Consider the following 21659-nt stretch of genomic DNA (forward strand, 5'->3'; position numbering starts at 1 on the left):
AAAAGCAATCCCAAATGCCTTCAGCAATGGGATAGAGAGCTGCGTAGCTCAGCCGAGGCGGGTTAATCCGCTCGAAGTGAAAGCGAAAGGGGAGGGACTCAATGCCTCCCGTGTCATGTAATAGATGACTATACTTTTACCAGCTATAAATATATACTTTGCCGAACCATTCAGGACTTACACCTATGAATTCTGTCGATCGGGCTTTTAGTTCAGCCCTGGATTTGGCGAAGTCGATCCGCGCTCGGGAAATTTCGCCCCTAGAAATTGCCAATGTGTACTTGGAACGGATCGATCGATTAAACCATCAACTTGGTAGTTATTTTACAGTAACAGCCGATCGGGCGATCGAGCTGGCGACAGCGCAAACCGAACACCTAGCAGGCTTAAACAAGTCAGAGGAATTGCCGCCGTTTTTCGGAGTGCCGATCGGCATCAAAGACTTGACACCAGTTACCGGCATTCCGTGTACTTACGGAGTTCAGGCTTTGCACAGTAACATATCTCCCTACAACGAGTCAGTAGTCTGGCGGATCGAAGCAGCCGGATTTAACATTCTGGGCAAAACAGCAACCTCTCAAATAGGCTCATTGCCTTACAGCGAACCCCCAGGTTTCCGGCCCGCGCGCAATCCCTGGAATTTAGACTACACGCCCGGAGGTTCCAGCGGCGGCTCAGCGGCGGCCGTAGCGGCGGGTTTATGCGCGATCGCCCAAGGTTCAGACGGCGGCGGTTCGATCCGAGGCCCAGCTTCCGCCTGCGGTTTAGTGGGCATAAAACCCTCGCGCGGGCGAGTTTCCTGGGCGCCAGTCGGAGATTACCTGAGCGGAATTTCTGCCAACGGCCCTCTCGCCCGCACCGTCGCTGACGCCGCCGCCCTGTTGGATGTGATGTCAGGCTACACCACAGGCGATCCGTACTGGCTACCAGACCCAAATCCCACGTTTTTAGAGGCTTCCGGCGAAAAGTTGGGCAAACTGCGAATTGCTTTTTCTACCAGTATTGCTCCCGTGGGTGAGGCAGCGCCTGTGTGTCAGCAAGCCGTACTCGAAACCGTAAAATTACTGACAGATTTGGGTCACGATGTCGAACCGGGATGCCCGGATTTTACAGGTTTAATCGAACCGTTTACAGTAATTTGGCAGTCTGGGGCGGCAGCAAGCGGCATTCCAGGCAAGGTTTTGGAACCGATGAATCGCTGGTTGTTGGAAAGGACTGTTGGGGCTGGGGAATATTTGCGGGCGGTGAATCAAATGCAGGTGATTTCACGGCGGATTGTGGGATTCTTTGAGAATTTTGATGTGTTAGTTTTGCCGACTTATATGCACTCGCCCATTGGCATCGGGGAGTGGGCCCATTTGAGTTGTGAGGAAACTTTGCAGCGGATTATTAATTGGGTTGCTCCTTGTCCGCCATTTAATGCGAGTGGTTTACCTGCGATCGCACTTCCGGCCATCTTAGATGATAACGGTTTGCCGGTGGGAATTCAAATTATCGGGCGGCCGGCGGCGGAAGCAACTTTAATTGCATTAGCGGCGCAGATAGAAGCGGCGAAACCTTTCCCGGTTTTAGATTTTAAATAGGTTTGTAGATGCAGATAGACGGCGAATAGAATTCGCGCCTATACGAACAAAACCTGCCTCCGCAGGTTGAAGAGAATAAGGTAATTTTAATTTCCCCGTTTTCAACCCGCGCAGGCGCGTGAGTGTCTGTATAGACGCGAATCCTATTCGCCCGGTTGTCTGTATAGACACGAATCATATTCGCCGGGTTTTCTTCAACCCACGGAGGCGCGTGAGTGTCTGTATAGACACGAATTATATTCGCCGGGTTTTTTTCAACCCGCGGAGGCGCGTGAGTGTCTGTATAGACGCGAATTATATTCGCCCGGTTTTCTTCTCTAATCCTTCTCTAATTTAAGGGAATTGCTATCACAAACTCCGCACCTTTTCCCGGTTCCGAAATACACTCGATCGCACCGCCGTGTTTTTCGACTACAATTTGATAGCTAATCGACAATCCCAATCCCGTACCTTTCCCCTCCGGCTTAGTGGTAAAAAACGGATCGAACAATTTACACCGCGTTGCTTCAGCCATCCCCCGCCCATTATCCTTAATCCGAATCACCGCAAAACTCTCACTTTTCCCCCCTCTTACTTCTTCCTTATTCTCTCTTCCTTCTTCCTTATTCCCTCTTCCTTCTTCCTTCTTCCTTCTTCCTTCTTCCTTCTTCCTTATTCCTTCTTCCTTCACATCCTTGACTTCGGTGCAAACTGTGATAATATTAGGATGCTTATCAATGTCAGCGTAAGTACGTGAAGCATTCGACTCATCCAAAGCATCGATCGCATTTGAGAGCAAATTCATAAACACCTGATTGAGTTGTCCGCTGTAGCACTCAACCGCAGGTAAGTCGCCGTATTCCTTAATCACTTGAATTGACGGACGTTCCGCATTAGCTTTCAAGCGGTGCTGTAAAATCATCAACGTACTCTCGATACCTGCATGAATGTCGGCCGGTTTTTTTTCATTACCGTCAACGCGCGAGAAGTTGCGTAATGATTGCATGATATCACGAATGCGATCGGTTCCTAACTGCATAGAACCCAGCATTTTAGGCAAATCTTCCATCAGATAATCGAGTTCCATATCTTCTGCTGCTTCTGCAATTTCCTGTACCGGCTGTGGGTAGTGCTGCTGGTAAAGATTGACAATGCAAATCAAATCTCGTACATAATCATTAGCGTGGTGGAGATTGCCGGAAATAAAGCCAACGGGGTTATTGACTTCGTGAGCAACTCCTGCTACCAACTGCCCCAAACTTGAGATTTTTTCCGTTTGCACCAGTTGAGCTTGGGTTTGCTGCAACTTGTGCAAAGATTGTTCTAGTTGCTGCGACTTTTGTTGTGCTTTTGCGTAGAGTTTAGCATTTTCTAGGGCGATCGCAACTTGAGAAGTCAAAACTTTTAAAACTTGCAATCTTTCGGGAGAAAAAGCACCCACTGCTAAGTTATTTTCCAGGTACAGAATGCCTGTGAGTTGGCCCTGATAGATGACTGGATTGCAAAGAATTGACTTTGGCTGACTGCTGACAATATATGGATCTTCGGTAAACAAGCCGTCTGACGCTGCATTGTTTAAAACCAAGTCTTTTTGAGTTCGAGCAACATAGTTAACAATAGAAACTGGCAAATCTTGACTAATTTCAACGGGAAGGGATTGCAAGACAACGGCTTGATTTTGCTCTGACGTACAAGCTGCTTGGATCAAAAGACTATCATCTTTGTAGAGCATCAGCACAGCTTTTTGAGCGGCGGCATTTTCTAACAAAATCTCGATCAAACTGGCGAGCAATTTATCCAGGACAATTTCGCTGGTAATTGCTTGAGATGCTTTGACGAAGGTGCCGATATCTAAGGATTTACTGAAATCGCTGCTGGTGGTTGTTGTCGTGGCGGTGACAGTTAAATCGCGGGTTTTAGTTTCTCGGTTGAGGGTTTGGGCGACTAATTGGGGATATCGGGCTTCTAAATCTTTGACTTTGGCGATCGCTCCCCAGTGGATGTAACCGTAGTATGATTCTGTGAGATATACTTGAGCAATTTTGTCTTTGTTGCGAGAGAAATAAAACTCGGCCGCAAGTTCGTTAGCGAGTGCTTCTTCTTGGATGTATCCTTGCTCTTTGGCTCCTTGAATAGCTTTGTCATAATAATCTGCTGCTTCCCAATTTTTACCGAAAACTCTCGCTTTTTCAGCCTCTACTAAATCGTACTTGTGCTGGTAGTTCATCGGGGCGTGGTGCGCCCATGTCTGCATTTGTTCCTGATTGGCTGCTACTTGCATCAAGTATTTTTCTTGTGCTGCACTATCCGCAGTTGGATACACAGCCAGGAGTGCCAGGGAATAGTAAAAATTGTTTGTGCCGACCATCATGTAGCCAACCATCCCACCTGCGTATTCTACCGCCAAAGATGCGTTAGCAACTGCCATATCGTATTCTTTAAACAAGTAATGCAGAAGTGTTTTCGCAAAGTAAAAATTAAAAAAAGACCAATTAACTTTCAAATTTGGCAACGTTTCTATTTCGTTAAATTCATCCCCGATCAATTGACTTTTATTGGTCGAACGCCCCATTAGATTCAAAACCATTTGTGACCAAGTTCTGATAAATACACTAGGAAAATCCTGCTTTAGGTTCAGTGTTAAATTTATATATTGCCCTTGCTTTTGTGCAACATTTTCTAGTGGCTCGCCAATCAAAAATAGGTGATTGCAGTAGTTCATGGCACAATAACTGCCAAACTCTAAATCTCCTGTTTCTAAGCCAGATTGAATCCCTTCCATTAAGGATACAATAGTTTCCCTGGCGTGTTCTTTCCAATGTCTAACAAAAGTGTTAAACATATTGTAAATTTTGGATTTAAGTTGTTTAGCATTGAATTTGTCTAACAGTTTCAAACCTAGTTGTCCAGAATGATATCCAGCGTTTAGCTCTCCCAATACCGCACTTAGCAGCAAACCATACCAAGTATAGGCGATCGCCCCAAGTGCTGAATAACCGCTTTCCATACCAAAATCGACCATTGTGAAGATGATCTGTGGCAAGAGTTCTGGTTTTGCACCAAAAGCCGGAGAAAGAAGCACCGAGAGTATCCGCATTGCCGCCAACTGATAGTCATCAGTCATTACAGGTACTTTTTCTAGTTCCTCAATTTGAGGCAACTTAATTCCAGCGAGATTCTCTGGGGGGATTTCAGAGAGGGACAACCCCAATATTTCCACAGCTTTTAGCCCATAATCTACAGCCTGACTAAATTGGTTTTGAGACATATAAGACTGGATTTGGATTTCGTAGACTTTAATTTTGTCTAGTACGCTAACAGCTTGTTGTAAAACAAGATCCGCTAATTCTTGCGATCGCCCAAAGTTAGTATTCAGATACTCTGCCTCCGCTGCTTCTACGTGCAGATTCAGCGTCAAGTCATAATCAGTATCCCAACTTGACTGCATACTAACGGGGGACTGGGAGGAGTTAATGAGTTCCAAGCCGACATTCAAATACCTGACAGCAGCTTCGTAAGCATTAGATGCTTTAGCTTTTTTCCCGGCGATCAGATTCAGTTTTGCCAATTCATCTTTTTCGGTTTTTTCTGTGAGAAATTCAACCCCAACATTCAGTTGGTTGACAATATCAAACACATTATCGTCAATCTCAGCGACGGGAGTATTTTTGAGCAGCAATTGACCGATTTTTAGGTGCGTTGCTTGCTTTTGGGCGTCTGGAATCAGAGAATAAGCTGCTTGCTGCACTCTGTCGTGCAGAAATTTGTAGGCAATTTTGGATTGAGAAGCGGGAATAATCGATCGCAAATTATCCAGTCCCCAGCCTCCAACCAGCGGAATTTTGTAAGCATTACTCAACGGGAGAACCAATCCAGTTTGCAGCGCCGCCCAGAGTTCGCTAGCTGCTTGCGCCTGGGATTGTTCGTTGACAATTGACAAAACGTCGAGGGTAAATGTGTCGCCAATACAAGCCGCCAATTTTAAGACTCGCTGCGTAGTTTCCGGAAGTTTTTCGATGCGGCTGGCTACCAATTCCACGACACTTTTGTCCGTAATGCCGATCGCCTGAATCTGCGCTAAATCCCACTGCCAACTACCGCTGCTCAACTCAAAGTATAACAGATTTTCTTGATACAGCGCTTGCAAAAGCTGCGTGATGAAGAAAGGATTACCGCCCGTTTTGTGGAAAATCAACTCAGCCAGCAATCTCACCTTGTCGTTAGCCGTGATAGTATCGGCAATTAATTCGCAAACATTGCCGAAATCCAGCGGTTGCAATACAATATTATTGACTGGAGTACCAGTTTTGGCAATTTGCTCGATCGCCTGTACGAGCGGATGAGTCGGATTAACTTCATTATCCCGATAAGCACCAATCAACAGCAGGTATTTACTTTCCGAATTGCCAAGCAACAACTGCATTAAATTCAGCGAAGCCGAATCAGCCCACTGCAAATCATCTAAAAAGATAACCAGCGGATGTTCTGCGCGAGTAAAGACGCCGATAAACTCTTGAAAGACTCGATTAAACCGATTTTGAGATTCCGCAGCCCCCAGTTGTGGCACTTCCGGCTGTTTGCCAATAATTAGCTCAATCTCGGGAATTACATCAACAATCACAGCACCGTTTGTACCCAAAGCCGCCGCTAACTTTTCTCGCCAAGCTTGCAAATTTTCGCTGCTTTCAGTCAGCAACTGCCCGATTAAAGACCCGAAAGCTTGAATCAAAGCTGCATAGGGAATGTTGCGCTTAAATTGGTCAAATTTGCCGTTAATAAAATAGCCGCGCTGTCGCACAATTGGCTTGTGAACTTCATTGACAATGGCGGTTTTACCAATCCCAGAATAACCGGAAACTAGGACTATTTCGCTGCGCCCTGGGAGTAAATCCCTATCACCTGTAGGGACACGGCACTGCCGTGTCCCTACCCTTTCAAAAGCAGCAAGTAAACTATCGACTTCAAGTTCTCGCCCGTAGAGTTTTTGAGGGATTGACAATTGTCCCGATCGATCCAACTGTCCGGGTACAAAATAAGCAACTTCCCCAGTTGTCTGCCAAGAATTCAAACAGTTTTCTAAATCTGCCTTAATCCCCTCTGCTGTTTGATATCTATCTTCGGCATTTTTTCCCAAAAGCTTCATCACAATATCCGAAACAACTTGCGGAACCAGATCGCTATTTTCTAAATTCCTCCTGCATTCAGAAGGTGGCGCGGGATGTTTGGCAATATGACAGTGTACCAGTTCCAAAATATCGTTGCTTTTAAACGGCAATTTGCCTGTCAGCATTTCGTAAAATGTGACACCTAGGGAATAGAAATCGCTGCGATAATCTAAGGTGCGGTTCATTCTCCCAGTTTGTTCGGGAGACATATAGGCGACTGTACCTTCAACTAAGTTAGCGCTGTTAATTTGGGGAGTTTCTTTGCTCAGCCGGGAAGCGATGCTGAAGTCGGTGATTTTAACTATTCCTGTTTCCAGGTTGATGATAATGTTGGAGGGTTTGATGTCTTTGTGAATGATGCCGTTTTGATGCAGCGAGTTGAGTGCTGATGCTAGCTGAATGCCAATGTTTAAAAATGCTGTTAAGTCAAGCTTTTTTGAGATGATTTGACCCAGGGAGTTGCCTCCAAAATCTTCTGAAATCAGGGCGAGACGGTTTTGATACGTTTCGAGGCTGTAATATGTGACGATGCTGTCTGCGTGTAAATGCTGAGTAATTTTATATTCGTTTTTTAAGCGGGTAATTTGTTCGAGGGTGGGAAATTCTGCCTTGAGGATTTTGATGATGACTGGTTGTTCGTCTGACTGTCTAATTCCCCGGTAAACGCTGGTATTGAACCCGTCGGAGATTGAGGTGGTGATTTTGTAGCCTGGAAGTGTCAGTGTATTCATTGAAATCCTCCTGATAGCTGAGGTAAATTGATTTTTTTCAAGACTGACGGAAACGATATAATGCCAGAGGACGATCGCACTGCACTCGAAAAATGATCATTCTGATGCAAAGGTCAGGGATATCGCAGGGTTTTATTTACTATCGTAGTAAACACAAAATATGATGTCAACCGCAATTTCGCGTAGTGCATTAAGCTAAATGGCCATGTTTGATTGGCAATTATACTTAATAGGATCGCGACGATCGACATTTAAACATACCGAGAGGTTTTGTCGATCGCATTCCCAGACAATTTATCAACACTTGAACAGAATTTCTCTGTATCTGGGACAATTTTAAGAATATAGTAATATCCCTCTAGTTGAACCAGGTAAAAATGAGCATCCGACCAAATTTAAGATGGTTTTCCTCAGTCGCGAGTGTTTGTGGCGCGATCGCGATCGGCACTTTCGGCGCTATGATATCCCCTGCAAAAGCTACAGAAACAGTTGTTGTCCGCAAAGGCCCTTTAGAATCCTCAATCTCGGTGGCGGATTTGCGCGAGCTCGCAAAAACCGGAAAAGTCCCGCCCAGACTGCAAGCATACGCCAATCTGCTGTCTGACGCACAGCGCAGTCAAATTTTGGGAGCACTTCAAGCGAAAATCCCTCTCAATGTAGTTGGTTTGAGCAACTTGCTAAATACGCGCATCGGGACTGCGATTTTGACGGATTTGACTACAGTCATTCCCAGGCGCGACGGTGCCGGTGTCGAAGCGCTGCGAGCGGCTTTGGTGCTGGGGGCGAATGCGCCGGAAGGCTTATCGGTATTGAGTTTCATTGAATCTTATCCGAGTGCGCGGGTAGTCGTGGATCTCGATCGAGCTTTCGCAGTTTTAAGCAATTTAAACTCGGGTTTTTGGCAAACTCAGAGGTTTATGGCCGCGATCGCACCTCAATTAACAGCCACTAAACCCGCCTTTAACCCGCCTTTCGACCCAACCCAACCCGGCCCGAATTCGGTGCGGGTTCTCAAGCTAGATTTGAACGATAGCGCCCGCAATCGGCGTATTCCTGTTGATGTCTATTGGTCGAGAGCAGCGACGGCGGACAAACCGACGATCGTGTTTTCTCACGGTTTGGGTTCGGTGCGGACGGATTTGCGTTATTTAGCCGAGCATTTGGCGTCCTACGGCTACGTGGTAGCTGCTGTAGAACATCCGGGAAGCAACGAAACAAATACCAAGGCTGCGATCGCGGGTAAGTCTCAGTTGCTCGCTTCTGGAGAGTTTTTAGACCGTCCTAAAGATATCAGTTTTGTGCTCGACGAACTGGCAAAATTGAACCAAACTGATGATAACTTGCAGGGGAAAATTGCGATCGAGCGATCGATGATCGTGGGCTATTCCTTCGGTGGCGCCACAGCCTTGTCCGTAGCCGGTGCCGAACTGCAATTGACCGGGCTCAAACAGCGCTGTCAGGGGGATTTAATCGGGTTTAGCTTGGGCGAAGGCATTCAGTGCGCGGCGGCCCGATTGCCCGCAGAACGGTATCAATTGCGGGATGTGAGGATAAAAAGGGCGATCGTTATGAATCCCACTACATCATTACTATTTGGAGAAACGGGTTTAAGTGCCATTCAAATCCCTACATTAATAGTAGCATCTTCAGCCGACAAAACCACACCCGCCTTAGTCGAACAAATTGCCGGATTCCAAAAGATTACCGCCCCCAAATGGCTAGTCGGCTTTGTAGGAGGAACCCACTTAAGCGTCAAAGATCCGAGTACAACCTTAGACCAAGCTAGCAGACCGAGTACAGTAATTTCTGGCGATGAAGTTGTCGGCGAGCAAGCTGTGAGCATACGCAATTATATTAAAGCGATAAGTCTGGCCACTGCCGCTCAACTAACGGCAGAAGCTGACAAATATGCTATTTTTCTAACGCCCGAATACGCGCAGTTTGCTTCTACCAATGCAATTCCAGTGCGCCTGGTAACAGAAATTTCCCCTGAGACTAATGCAGTCGTGCAAAGTTTTATTCAAGGGAATAAATAGTCAGTTGACAGTTGACAGTTGACAGTTGACAGTTGACAGTTGACAGTAGTTATTAGTGCGAACTTAGGAATGAGAATTAAATAATTTACACATATTTGTGGGATGGGCGTCCCGCCCGTTCTTTCTGGACGGGCGGGACGCCCATCCCACAATAACAATGAAAATTGTAAGTTATTTAATTTGCGATCCTTAAGAACTCGCGAACGTTATTAGTCAGCAGCCATTAGTCATAAATACTTCGGACAGTTTGATTGTCCACGCATAGGCGAGAAACCCGGTTTCTACGAGTTTTCCCATTTAGTAACGAGAAAGTTACGAAGAAACCGGGTTTCTGAGGTGTCACGAGTCCGTACATTTGAACTTAGATTGTGAGTTGGTAGTCAGCCTTGTCGAATAATATTGCGAATTAGCAGTCTTGTCTTTTTCATGCTGCGTCCGCTTATGCCTGGGATTTCTTTTCTTTAGCGCTGATATTTTTGGTTCGCGCCAGGGCAAAATATAAACAAGGACTTTTACAAACTTAACTCTGAAACTGCCATGCCTAAAAAAAATATTATCCCGCTAGTGCTGCTGTTTGTAGCAATGTTTACCCTTTACGGTGACAGTTTAACTTTTCTCCCCAAACCTGTAAGAGATACCAGCTTAGCAAGTAGAAAGTTCTTCGTCAGTTTGTGGCCGTCATGGGTGAAGCCAAAAGAGGTAAACAAGGAAAGGGATAAGGAGATTGAGGACTTGCAAAAAAACCCTAGTCGATAGTTTTGACAGTTGACGGTTGACGGTTGACAGTTGACGGTTGACAGTTGACAGTTTGCTTAGAGAAGGGTTGACAGTTGACAGAAATTCGATGGAAGTTGGAAGACAAAGAAAGAACCAATTGACCGATTTTTGTCTGTTCAGTGGTGTTGGGTTTATTTCTGCTGCTTGTCAGGTGCGTCGCTGTGAGATTCTCTGTCTTATTTAGGGATTTTTCGTGGCGACACACCCTAGGACTACTTTTGACAATTACTATTAGATTAGCGATTTTAGATCTTAGATAAAACGAAAAATCTAAAATCTAAAATCTAAAATCCAAAATCGATTATGCTTGCTTTTTCAACCAGCTAAACATAGCGCGCAAATCTTTACCAACTTCTTCAATCGGATGTTCTGCTTCCTGACGGCGCATCGAAGTAAAGCCCGGTTTGCCGGCTTGGTTTTCCAGAACGAATTCGCGCGCAAATTGGCCGGATTGAATTTCGCTAAGAATTTTACGCATTTCGGCGCGGGTGTCATCGGTGACGATGCGGGGGCCGCGAGTTAAGTCGCCGTATTCTGCGGTATTGGAGATGCTGTCGCGCATTTTGGCGAGGCCTCCTTCTACTACTAAGTCAACGATAAGTTTAACTTCGTGCAAACATTCAAAATAAGCTAATTCTGGTTGATATCCAGCGTTAACTAAGGTTTCAAATCCAGCTTTAATTAAGGCGCTCAAACCGCCGCACAAAACTACTTGTTCGCCAAAAAGGTCGGTTTCTGTTTCTTCGCGGAAAGTGGTTTCGAGGATGCCGGCTCTGGTGCCGCCGATACCTTTAGCATAGGCCATTGCCCGATCGCGCGCTTGGCCCGAAGCATCCTGATATACTGCAAACAAACTCGGAACACCTTCGCCTTGTTCGTAAGTCCGGCGCACCAAGTGTCCGGGGCCTTTGGGGGCTACCATTACTACGTCTACGTCGGCTGGAGGGACAACTTGGCCGAAGTGAATGTTAAAACCGTGAGCAAATGCTAAAACATTTCCTGCTGAAAGGTTAGGTTCGATTTGTTCTTTGTAAATAGTTTTTTGAACTTCATCGGGCAATAAAATCATGATGAAGTCAGCGGCGGCGGCTGCTTTGTCTACCGGGTGAACAGTTAAACCTGCATCGGTTGCTTTGGCGGCAGATTTGCTACCGGGATACAAACCGACAATGACATTCATGCCGCTGTCTTTGAGGTTGAGGGCGTGGGCGTGTCCTTGGGAACCGTAGCCGATGATAGCAACCGTTTTGTTGGCTAAGAGGTCTAGGTTGGCGTCTTCGTTGTAATACATACGGGCCATGGTGCTTGTCTCCTGAGATGCAAATGGGTGAGTGACTGCAAAACTCTCATTTTATCAAAGTGGGGTGCTTTTTTTGCGGAATTTTACTAATTAAGATTTGGGCGGGGGAATTTATAGGGCGATTCCCTACGGGATAGCTGCGCCGCGCGTGCTGAATTTAGCAGGTTTTGCTCGAAGTCAAATATAATTGTTAGTAGCGTGCTGTGCTGTTGAAAAAACGCAACTAACTAACTTTTTTAATATGGAAATAAAGGCAATACATCATGTGGCGATTATTTGCTCGGATTACGAAAAGTCAAAGAAATTTTATGTAGAAGTCTTGGGATGTTCCACAATCAAAGAAACTTTCCGAAGCGAGAGGAATTCTTACAAGCTAGATTTGCAAGTCGGAAACGGCAGCGCAATGATTGAACTGTTTTCATTTCCCCATCCTCCCAAAAGAGTTAACAATCCTGAAGCTTGCGGTTTGAGACATTTAGCTTTTGCAGTCGAGGATATAGAAGCATCGGTTGCTTACTTGAAATCGCAACAAGTGGAAGTAGAAGAAATTCGCCTTGACGAAATTACCGAAAAACGGTTTACCTTTTTTAGAGATCCAGACAACTTACCGTTAGAAATCTATGAAATTTAGTTAACAGGACTTACAGCATATTCGGGTTTGGTACGGACACGGAATTGCCCAAGGAGTGTCAACTTAACGTCAAACCCTGAGTCCGGCAGTCCGGCAGGGGTTAAAACCCTAGTGGGCTTTCGGCTTAAGTTGACACTAATGGGATCTTGGAGTGTCCCTACGGAGGATATAGCTGGCCGGAAAGCCTGTTATTGATGATTTGACAGTGCCATGAAAGTAATCTAAAATCATCTGATTTTTATTCGATCTAATTCTGCTGCTAAATTTTCCACTAAATTATTTACTAACTGTAACTGGTACTGTTGAACATTCATATTTAGCGGCTCTTTGCTGTCTTGAAAACAGATAACTTTGGCGGCGATTTCCTTGTAGTGTTGCAGCATTAAAAAAGTATCGATACTGAAACCAATTAGATAGTTTTTAGCAGCTTCGTTGCAAATTTCTGTTACTTGATTTAGATAAGCTTCTGACGATTCAGGTGGCTTTTCATAGCCTGTTCTTTTCTTCAAAATATAGCTAGCACCGCCGACTACTGCTGCTCCCATTGGGCCGCCCAACAGCCAACCTAAGCCGGTGGCGATCGCGACTGGAGTCACTTCGCCCTCGATCGACTTTTTGGTGGCGGCGGTTGGCGGTTCTGGTAACGCGATTTGCGGGGAGGGCGGAAACGAGATCAAAAGGGCGATCGGCTGTTCTCGATCGAAGAACTCGCAAGCTTTATTTACCCATTCTGCAATGGTTTCCCGCTGGTTCAGTACATCTTGCTCAAATTTTGTCTTCCACGCATCAAAACTTCCTTGCTGAAGCGACAGCGCCATTTCCGATTGATAGCGCCGCAAAAGTGTGGGCTGGTAAAGCCAAATCTCGAAGTCGGAAACGCTGGCTTGAAAGCCTTGTGAAATCAGTTTTTCAGCTTTTTGTTTAATTTCAATTCGGTCTTTTTGCTTTTGTTGAGCGGCTGTTATTTCGGCGGCGACAGTTTCAGATTTAGCTCGCAGAGATTGACAAATCTTAGTAGCTATGGCTTCAATTCTCGGCAACTTAACTGCTAGTTGTTCCTGTTGACTTGCGACTATACTTTGCAACGCCGATTCAAACATGGCAATTCCGGTAGTTTGAGCCGCAGCCACATCTCCTTTTAGCCTCGCCCGCAAAGCCGGCAAAGCATCGACGCGGTAGATATTGCTGATATTGTTCGGCAAGTTGGAGCGAAAACTTTCGGCAACAAACAACAATCGATTGTATACTTGTTTTTGGTCGTCTGGTTCGAGTAGATTGAGAAAATTGGCAACAAAGACGACTGTGTTAATTTGCCGATCGCTCAACCAGTCTCTCAAGTGCTCCCGTTCGCCCAGAGTCATCAATTTGCGAGCGTCCAAAACCTGGACAACTAAATCAGCGGTCAGCAATTTATCCCGAACTAAGTTATCCTGTTCTTGGCGATCGTTAGTTCCGGGCAAATCCAGCAATTCCACACCGGTTTTCAGGAATGGGTGGGGACAGTAAACATTGACGGCTGCGACATCATCCCGCATCTGTCGGTTGTCGTCGAGGATGGCGTAGCGTTTCAACACGTCAGTCCCCGCTTCGCTGACTTCTGTGCCGTCTTTGAGGGTGATTTTTGCGTGCAATTCGTCGCCGTAGTTGACATAAATGGCAGCACCTGTAGTGGGCACAAGGTCGATCGGCAAAGCGCGATTTCCAAGCATTGCATTCAGCAAAGTTGACTTACCGTAATTAAACGGCCCGAAGACAGCGATTTGAAAAGTTGGTTTGGCGAGATAGTCGCAAATAGAAGTTGTATCTCGGTAAAGTTGGGAGTTTTTATCTAGTTCGAGAATGCCCAGTGCTGATTTGAGATAGTTAGTTAGATTTTGATAAGTTTCGGGTTGTTGCATATTTAAAATTATCTCATTGTTTGATTATAAAAGGTTCGATCGTGCGGACTTCAGTCCTCTTCCAAATCCGAGGTACGTAGTTGCGCTTCAGCGCTCTTAGTTATATATGTAAGAGCGCTTTCATCGCAACAACATACCTTAGCCTCCAACTTTTCCAAATCCTAGGTACNNAGCGCTTTCATCGCAACAACATACCTTAGCCTCCAACTTTTCCAAATCCTAGGTACGTAGTTGCGCTTCAGCGCTCTTAGTTATATATGTAAGAGCGCTGAAGCGCAACTACGTACCTTAGAGCTTCATTTAGCGGATGCTAAGAAACCTTGATATACTGATTCTATACTCTGCGCCTGAGCAGAAACATCAGCCTCCAACTTTTCCAACCGCTGCGATTCAGCCTGAGAATTAATCTCCCGAGATTGCTTTTGTTCCAACAAATTATCCAACTCAGCTTTCCGAGACTTAATATCATCATTCATGCGATCGCCCACTTCGCGCCCGTAAACATCAAAACACTCTTTCACAGCATCGTGAATCGGCTGCCACTGCTCCTGAGCCACCTGCGGCAGATATTTTACCAACTCTTTTTTAGCTGCTTTCACTAACTGTTTGTGAGCTCCGTCTGCTTGCAAAACCCCAACACCCATCCCCAGCAAAGCCAAGTACAGTGGCCCCAAAACAATCCCCGTAAAACTCGCAAAAATCGTACTGACGCCCAATACAGTAATTAAATTGAGCAGGATATTTTTCCAGTCGAAACCAGCTCCTGCCATTGCTACACCCGCCAGGTTTCCTGTTGTTAATGAAAACAATCCCATCGCCCATTTTGCCCAAGCTGGCGAGTTATCTTCGTTTGAGTTGCTGACTGCTGCGGGGATTTTTTGCCCGGTCAGTTTTTCGGTGATTTTTTCAGTCACTTTTGTGTAAGATGCTCCGTAATTGGCTGCACTTTGCGACAACTGCGAAAATGCTGAATTCATCTCTTGTTCAGCCGTGAGAGTCCAAGCTGCTAGTTTGTCGTTGATGTACTGCTCGAATGCTCGTCTGAGCGATGCTTCAAAGGCTTCTCGCTTATCTTGGCTGAAGAAATCCAGAAATCTCAGCTCGGGTTGATACCGCAAAAAGTCTGTTTCAAAGGTATTTTCTAAGTTGAGAACGTAGGTGCGGAAAGAATCTGCGATCGCCCGCGATTTACTATCTCTAACTCGGATAATTTCTTGTTGAAATTCATCGCGAATCTGACTCAGTTTATTAAACTCCGGCTCAACAGAATTAATCTTGTCCTTCAACTCATTGACATCCCGTTCGAGCAATGGTAAACGGCGCCCGACAGCTTCGCGGACGCGAGCAGAAATTTGACGCGCCAAAGTCCTCGCCGGACGCAATTCCGAAATCGCTCTTTCCTGCGTCAAAAACGTATTCAATGACGCCATAAACTCCGGAAAACCAGTTCCTGCTAAATTTGCATCCGGGTTTTTTACCCGCAATCTGAGCGCCTTAATTGAGGTAATTGGAAACACCCGCTCGTCGTAAATGTCGTGTCCTTCTGTTAAACAATATTCAGCCAAATTAGCTTTGAAAACCCGCCCCAGTTTGTGTTCTGCTTCTGCCATTTCTTCAGGATCGTCCGGATCGATCAAACTTTCCCGCACTTGATCCCAAGCATTGATCAGAAAGAAAATGCTTAATCCACGACCTTTGATATAATTTTCTAGATAACGTCTTTCACCCATTGTACAAGGCTGAGTTGCCCTGAGTACAAACAAAATTGCGTGACAGTTGTTGATGTAACCGAGAGATAATTCGTTGCGCGATTCTGTATCGTTGAGTCCGGGACTGTCTACTATTTCTATGCCTTTTTCTAGCAAAGGTAAGGGATATTCTACTACGGCGCAGTCGATATCTGGAAATGCTGGTTTCTGTTCTGATTCTAGGCGTTTTGCTTCAGCGGGGTCGATTGTGTAGTCTTGTTTGAAACTTTTAAAATCGAGTTGTTTGGGGCTTTTGCCGTCGTTGAAATAAACGGTGACATTTTTTTCGGGGCCGTAGCGCAAAATTGTCAGCAAAGCAGTACAGGGATTGACATCGCTGGGAAGCAAGTTTTCGCCGATTAAGGCATTTAGAAAAGTGCTTTTGCCGCGTTTCATGTCGCCTAATACGAGGAGCCGAAATACTCCTTGGCGCAAGTTTTTGCTGGCGAGATTGATGTCGGCGCTGTCTGTTTCTAAACCGAGTTTTCCTGATGCTTCGATTCCGGCTAATTCCGATCGCTCTATGGATGTGACGATGTTGCTCAGGCGATCCGCAATTTCTCGGCGCACGGCGGATACTCGCTCTAAATCGTTGAGAAAGCTGCTAGTTTCTACTTTGAGGTTCATGGTTGTTTTCTGATTGTTTACTGCTGGATATTTCAAAACCAAGCTATTTCATGATGGTGTTCGTGCAAAAGTTATTTGATTCGCTATTCCTCGCGAACAATGTGCAGTACAGACCTGAAATGACTACAATAGCCTGTTAGTTAATTCTTGGGATTCTTATCTTGAAAAAGTATTTTGTAACCAATGAAAGCAATTGCTCCCACCATCACCGCAGTTCCTAGCCAAGATGCTACACGCAGGGCAACCAGCGCTACAATTGCCAGACCTGTAAATTGACTGATTGCTATGATTTTTCGGCGCCATAGTTGCAGTTTGCTTTGAGTATTGTTATCTGGTTCTTCGTACTTTCTCGTTATATTCTCTGGTACCGATCGTTCGATTTCCGATTCTAGTTCGCGGAGTCGAAGTTCTTGTTCTCGCTTCCGAAGTTGTTGTTCTTTGTGTCGGAGTTCTCTGGCTTTTTCATCGGGATCGTTCATAGGTTTGACCTTTTTTTATGTGGAAATATGTGTTGTTTATTGTCAATATTGCACAGCCATAAGTTCTCTACGACTGTAACTCACATTGTCAGCGGTGTCGAGAAATGTTAAGAAATATCAAAAAGGGCGATCGCCTTTTTCGACCGATCGCCCAAATGCAGTGCTGCGAAATCAATATCCTTCCGGGCCGATGGTAGTGCGATCGCACTCCGCGTCGGACAAATCCACTAAGCGCGCTCGAAATAAGTTGCAGCCAGCTAATTGAGCTTTGGTTAACTTTGCTTTCTCCAAATTAGCTCTGCTCAAATCAGCATATCTCAAATCGGCATTGCTCAAATCTGCATTGTACAAATCCGCACCTTGTAAATTGGCTTTATGCAAATTTGCTCCTTGCAAATTGGCGTGGCGCAAATTTGCTCTAGATAAATTAGCTCCTGATAAATTAGCTTCAGACAAATTTGCCTGATAAAGTTGAATGTCGCCCAATTCAGCATCTTGTAACTGTGTTTTGTAAAGATTGGCTTGAGTCAGATTTCCGTAGGGCAAATAAGCTCGCGTCAGCACGCTACCAGAAAGGTTTATTTCTGGCAAATCTGCTTGAAACAAGTTATCTCCACTTAAGTCAACGGCGTTAAAGTTTCGCTGGCCTTCAGAATACTGAGCGAGCAATTCCTCAGCGCTTAGCTTTTGCATTTTCAACCCTTAATGACGACAGCTTTTGCAGCCAATTCATAATGATAATTGATGGTTCTTATTCTGCGTATTTATACTTAGGTATCTTATTATGTTAAGCTTGTGTAACAACGATCGTATTTTTTCTAAGATTTTTTTTATATTTGTAAATTTCTGGGTTGCTCGACCATGCTTGCCGTCAGTAATGTCAAGATCGATAAACAAACCAAAGCTGATTCTCTACTGAAATATGCCAGAACTTCCTCCCTCCATTGCACAGCACTACCACGAACGGACGAAATACGATCCCCAAACCCTTGCTGCCAAAAGCAGACAGCTAGATTGGACAGAGCAACCAGTTCCGTTCAAAGAATATAAAATTGGCGCGTATTTTGACCTGAAGCCTTATCTAAAAGACCCCTCAGACGATCCAAATTCCCCGGATGATGCCAGTTGGTGGCATCGGTTGTCCAGCTTGTTGCTGTGCAGCTACGGGCTGACGGCGAAGGTGCAGACGGTAGATGACAGCTACCTGTATTTGCGATCGGCACCATCGGCGGGCGGGCTCTACCCAGCAGAGGTTTATTTAATCTCGCGGGGTACGCCACAGTTGCCGGCGGGACTCTACAATTATCAGTGCAGAACTCATTCGCTGGTTCATTTTTGGGACAGCGAAGTTTGGCCGGCCCTGCAAGCGGCTTGTTTCGGATCGCCGGTGTTAGAAAATACCCAATTGGCGATCGCCGTTACCACTGTTTTCTTCCGTTCTTCTTGGCGTTACGCAGATAGAGCTTATCGGCGAATCTTTCTCGACACTGGTCATTTATTGAGCAATATCGAGTTAGCTTGCGCCATCAACGATTACCGACCTCACCTGATTGGAGGATTCGCAGACGAAGCTGTCAATCAATTACTGTATATCGACTCGCAGCAAGAAGGAGCGATCTGTTTAATTGGTTTAGCTGACTTGCTAGACATCGACCAAAATTTGCCAAAGTTTAAAACGGCTTTGGCAGGAAAAACGACGACAGATTACCCGAAAATTTCCGAAGGTCAAATTTTAGAATACCTCCATAAAGCGACACAGTTAGAATCAGATCCCACTGGAGTAGATGGCTGGAAACTTGATGAAAGTGAAGGAGATTTAGAGGACAAATATAACTTTCCATTTTGCACTAAAGTTTCGACTGTCACACCTTCGATTCCTTGGGGAGTGAATCTGGAAGGTTTAGAAAATATGATGCTGAAGAGGCGTTCTACCCGTGCTTATACAGGTGCTTCTTTGAGCTTGGGCGAACTCCTAGCGTTGCTTGATTTTACTTATCAGTCGCAGCACTATATCGACCAAGGATTAGACGGTTATCCAGACTATTTCGATCTGAGTTTGATTCAGACTTTTATTGCGGTTTCGGGAGTGCATGGGTTAGAAGAAGGTTGTTATTATTACGCTCCGAAAGCTCAAGAATTGCGGCAAATTCGGTTCAAAAATTTCCGCAGGGAGCTGCATTATTTGTGTTTGGGGCAAGATTTGGGCAGAGATGCGGGGGCGCTGTTGTTTCACACGGCGGATTTGAATAGGGCTGTTGCCAAATATGGCGATCGCGCTTACCGATATTTGCACATGGATGCGGGTCATTTGGGCCAGCGGTTGAATTTAGCAGCGATTCAACTGCGTTTGGGTGTCAGCGGTATTGCGGGCTTTTTTGACGATCTCGTGAATGACGTTCTCGGTATTCCTACGAGTGAGGCTGTGCTTTATATCACAACTCTGGGCAGACCGCGATCGTGAGGATGAGTGCGATCGTTCTAGTAGACATCATATGAGTTAAATGAAATTTACCCAGATCGGGCGAGAAACCGGGTTTCTACGAAGTTTTATGTTGAGTAACGAGAAGTTTAGAAAGAAACCCGGTTTCTGAAGTCTCGGCCACTCAGTAGACTTTTAGAGATTACTCATGGGAGGCGAGAAACCGGGTTTCTACTAAACTAAGAAGGACTGAAGCCCAACAACATACCTTTCTGAGCAGCGTTATAAATCAATTAAAATTGCTATTTCCCAATACAAAACCTGCTAAATATTCTATCCAAGACTGATTCCGTCACTTCTTCGCCCGTAACTTCCCCCAATGCTTGAATTGCGCCGCGCAAATCTATTGTCCAAAAATCTAAAGGCAATTTGTTGCTAATAGTATCCGTGCATTCTTCCAGCGAAATTTTAGCTCTGGTTAAAGCTGCTGCTTGCCGCTGGTTGATTGCTAAATCTGAGTTTTCTGCTTGCAAATTTCCGCCGCTGACAGCATCTAATATGGCTGTTTCTAATTCTTCTATACCTCGATCCAAGGCGGCCGCCGCGGTGACTATCGAGTGAATTTCAGAGGAAAAAGGTAATTCTGGGATTGTTTTTACTAGGTCAATTTTGTTGATGATTATAATGAGCTGGCGGTGTTTTACTTGTTCGTAAATTTCCCGATCGCCTGCTGTCCAACCAGATTCTGCGTCAATTGTCAACAATACTAAATCGGCTTGTTTGGCTGCGGCGCGCGATCGCTCTACACCGATTTTTTCTACCCGATCATCCGTTTCCCGAATGCCCGCTGTATCCAGCACCTGCACCGGAATCCCGCCCACAACTAGCTGCGACTCTACCACATCCCGCGTCGTTCCAGGCAAATCTGTGACGATCGCCCGATCGCTCTTACTCCACGCATTCAACAAACTCGACTTTCCCACATTCGGGCGTCCGACAATCGCCACTTTCAAACCGGTTCTCAACAATTCACCGCGATCGGCCGTCGCCAAAATCCTTGACAATTCGTTCAAAATCTGATTTATTTCCAAACAAGTTTGAGCTTCATCTAGAGGCGGCAAATCTTCCTCAAAATCAATTCTCGCCTCAATTTCTGCCAACACATCCAAACAAATTGCTCTTAATTTGCGAATTGGCTGGGCTAATTTTCCCTGCAAACCAGCTAAAGCACTTTGTGCGGCGGCGGGTGATTGTGCTCCCACCAAATCTGCAATGCTTTCAGCTTGAGTTAAATCTAACCTTCCATTCAAAAAAGCCCTGAGCGAAAACTCTCCCGGCTGCGCCAATCTCGCCCCATTTTCTAAACACAACTGCAACACTTGCTGCACCGCCATAATGCCGCCGTGACAGTGAAACTCCACCACATCTTCGCGGGTGAAAGAACGGGGCGCTTTCATGATTAACAACAAAGCTTCATCGACTAATTCTTGAGTTTTGGGGCGGCGGATGTGGCCGTAAAGAATGCGGTGAGATTCCCAAATTTGCCCTCCTGGAGCGCGAAACAGGGTTTCGGCAATTTTTAAGGCTGCGGCACCGGAAACTCGCACAATGCCGACGCTGCCTTGTTGGGGAACGATCGCAGTGGCGATCGCTGCGATCGTTCCTCCTTTTGTTAGTGATTCAGACATTTTTATGATTCACACATTCCAAAGTTATAGATATCTCATTGACAGAATAAACAATTTCAGCGAGGTTTTTCCAAGATATTAAAAGAGGGTGGCCGCCGCGCTTGAGTGCGATCGCGAATCCGTTAGGTAAGCCCTCGAACCGGATCGCCCGGAAAGCCCCATTCAGTCGATTTTAGATTGTAGATTTGAGATTTTAGATTGACTTAGAGCGCAGTGAATCTGGGGGTTGAACAGGAGTCGGAAATTTTGGGTGGCGGGCGACGAGTGTCCGAAACCAAGTATCCGTTTTTGGGCCCGAGTCAGGACGCGATCGAACTTAAAAAATTAGTCCGCCAAATCTTTTGGCTATCTTGACACTCTCAGGTCTTTCATACGCTGAGATTCTGCGGACAAAGTAGGCTTGGGTAAAACCCAAAGTCTAACTCTCGCTGGGAGTCGTCAAACACCGTCTACCCAGTTGGTTTAGGTCTAAACCTAACTTACTGGCTACTTTTCTCAAAATAATTAAAGTCAGTGAAGGAGTCGCCCCCTCCACTGCTCTCCAAAACGGAACGTGATAGTTTCCCATCATTGGGCTCCTCAATAAAACGGCTGTTGT

Annotated in this window: 14 protein-coding genes; 6 read left to right on the plus strand and 8 right to left on the minus strand. The window is 45.6% G+C overall.

The window, feature by feature from the left end; all coding sequences use genetic code 11:
- Nucleotides 1-185 precede the first annotated feature (185 nt).
- A complete protein-coding gene (locus JGK11_RS29285; protein ID WP_293193513.1) occupies nucleotides 186-1583 on the plus strand; it encodes an amidase in 1398 nt (465 codons plus the stop codon).
- Nucleotides 1584-1911: 328 nt separating this feature from the next.
- Here JGK11_RS29285 and JGK11_RS29290 read toward each other — a convergent pair whose 3' ends face one another.
- Nucleotides 1912-7458 carry an ATP-binding sensor histidine kinase gene (locus JGK11_RS29290; RefSeq protein ID WP_293213975.1) on the minus strand — a complete coding sequence of 1849 codons (5547 nt, stop codon included), beginning with the start codon at nucleotides 7456-7458 and terminating at the stop codon, nucleotides 1912-1914.
- Between the two features lie 377 nt (nucleotides 7459-7835).
- Between JGK11_RS29290 and JGK11_RS29295 the strand changes: the two genes are divergently transcribed.
- A complete protein-coding gene (locus JGK11_RS29295) occupies nucleotides 7836-9494 on the plus strand; it encodes an alpha/beta hydrolase (protein ID WP_293178722.1) in 1659 nt (552 codons plus the stop codon).
- A 537-nt stretch (nucleotides 9495-10031) separates the two neighbouring features.
- A complete protein-coding gene (locus tag JGK11_RS29300) occupies nucleotides 10032-10250 on the plus strand; it encodes a hypothetical protein (protein WP_293178720.1) in 219 nt (72 codons plus the stop codon).
- 322 nt (nucleotides 10251-10572) lie between these two features.
- Here the strand turns inward: JGK11_RS29300 and ilvC are convergent, their stop codons facing one another.
- Entirely contained in the window at nucleotides 10573-11571 is a 999-nt protein-coding gene (ilvC, locus tag JGK11_RS29305; RefSeq protein ID WP_293178718.1) for a ketol-acid reductoisomerase, read from the minus strand.
- 241 nt (nucleotides 11572-11812) lie between these two features.
- On the opposite strand from ilvC, the gene JGK11_RS29310 reads away from it, so the two are divergent.
- Nucleotides 11813-12202, plus strand: coding sequence for a VOC family protein (locus JGK11_RS29310; RefSeq protein ID WP_293178716.1), 390 nt, complete (start codon nucleotides 11813-11815; stop codon nucleotides 12200-12202).
- A 227-nt stretch (nucleotides 12203-12429) separates the two neighbouring features.
- Here JGK11_RS29310 and JGK11_RS29315 read toward each other — a convergent pair whose 3' ends face one another.
- The 4 genes from JGK11_RS29315 to JGK11_RS29330 all read right to left on the minus strand — a co-directional run bounded on the left by JGK11_RS29315 (nucleotide 12430) and on the right by JGK11_RS29330 (nucleotide 17647).
- A complete protein-coding gene (locus JGK11_RS29315; protein WP_293208607.1) occupies nucleotides 12430-14100 on the minus strand; it encodes a dynamin family protein in 1671 nt (556 codons plus the stop codon).
- Between the two features lie 296 nt (nucleotides 14101-14396).
- Nucleotides 14397-16475: a dynamin family protein gene (locus JGK11_RS29320; RefSeq protein WP_293213978.1), complete on the minus strand. Its 2079-nt coding sequence runs from the start codon at nucleotides 16473-16475 to the stop codon at nucleotides 14397-14399.
- Between the two features lie 140 nt (nucleotides 16476-16615).
- Nucleotides 16616-16954, minus strand: a complete 339-nt coding sequence (locus JGK11_RS29325; protein WP_293178711.1) for a hypothetical protein — start codon at nucleotides 16952-16954, stop codon at nucleotides 16616-16618.
- 171 nt (nucleotides 16955-17125) lie between these two features.
- Nucleotides 17126-17647: a pentapeptide repeat-containing protein gene (locus JGK11_RS29330; RefSeq protein ID WP_293178709.1), complete on the minus strand. Its 522-nt coding sequence runs from the start codon at nucleotides 17645-17647 to the stop codon at nucleotides 17126-17128.
- Between the two features lie 229 nt (nucleotides 17648-17876).
- Here JGK11_RS29330 and JGK11_RS29335 point away from each other — a divergent pair, with 229 nt between their 5' ends.
- A complete protein-coding gene (locus tag JGK11_RS29335; protein ID WP_293198937.1) occupies nucleotides 17877-19415 on the plus strand; it encodes a SagB/ThcOx family dehydrogenase in 1539 nt (512 codons plus the stop codon).
- A 260-nt stretch (nucleotides 19416-19675) separates the two neighbouring features.
- Here JGK11_RS29335 and mnmE read toward each other — a convergent pair whose 3' ends face one another.
- Nucleotides 19676-21061, minus strand: a complete 1386-nt coding sequence (mnmE, locus tag JGK11_RS29340) for a tRNA uridine-5-carboxymethylaminomethyl(34) synthesis GTPase MnmE (RefSeq protein WP_293208610.1) — start codon at nucleotides 21059-21061, stop codon at nucleotides 19676-19678.
- A 213-nt stretch (nucleotides 21062-21274) separates the two neighbouring features.
- Here mnmE and JGK11_RS29345 point away from each other — a divergent pair, with 213 nt between their 5' ends.
- Complete coding sequence (locus JGK11_RS29345) at nucleotides 21275-21415, plus strand: hypothetical protein (RefSeq protein WP_293208613.1); 141 nt, start codon at nucleotides 21275-21277, stop codon at nucleotides 21413-21415.
- A 64-nt stretch (nucleotides 21416-21479) separates the two neighbouring features.
- Here JGK11_RS29345 and JGK11_RS29350 read toward each other — a convergent pair.
- Nucleotides 21480-21659: hypothetical protein (locus JGK11_RS29350; RefSeq protein WP_293213981.1), on the minus strand; the 180-nt coding region annotated here is incomplete at its 5' end.

The sequence above is a fragment of the Microcoleus sp. PH2017_34_RAT_O_A genome (assembly GCF_020737885.1).
Classification (GTDB): Bacteria; Cyanobacteriota; Cyanobacteriia; order Cyanobacteriales; family Microcoleaceae; genus Microcoleus.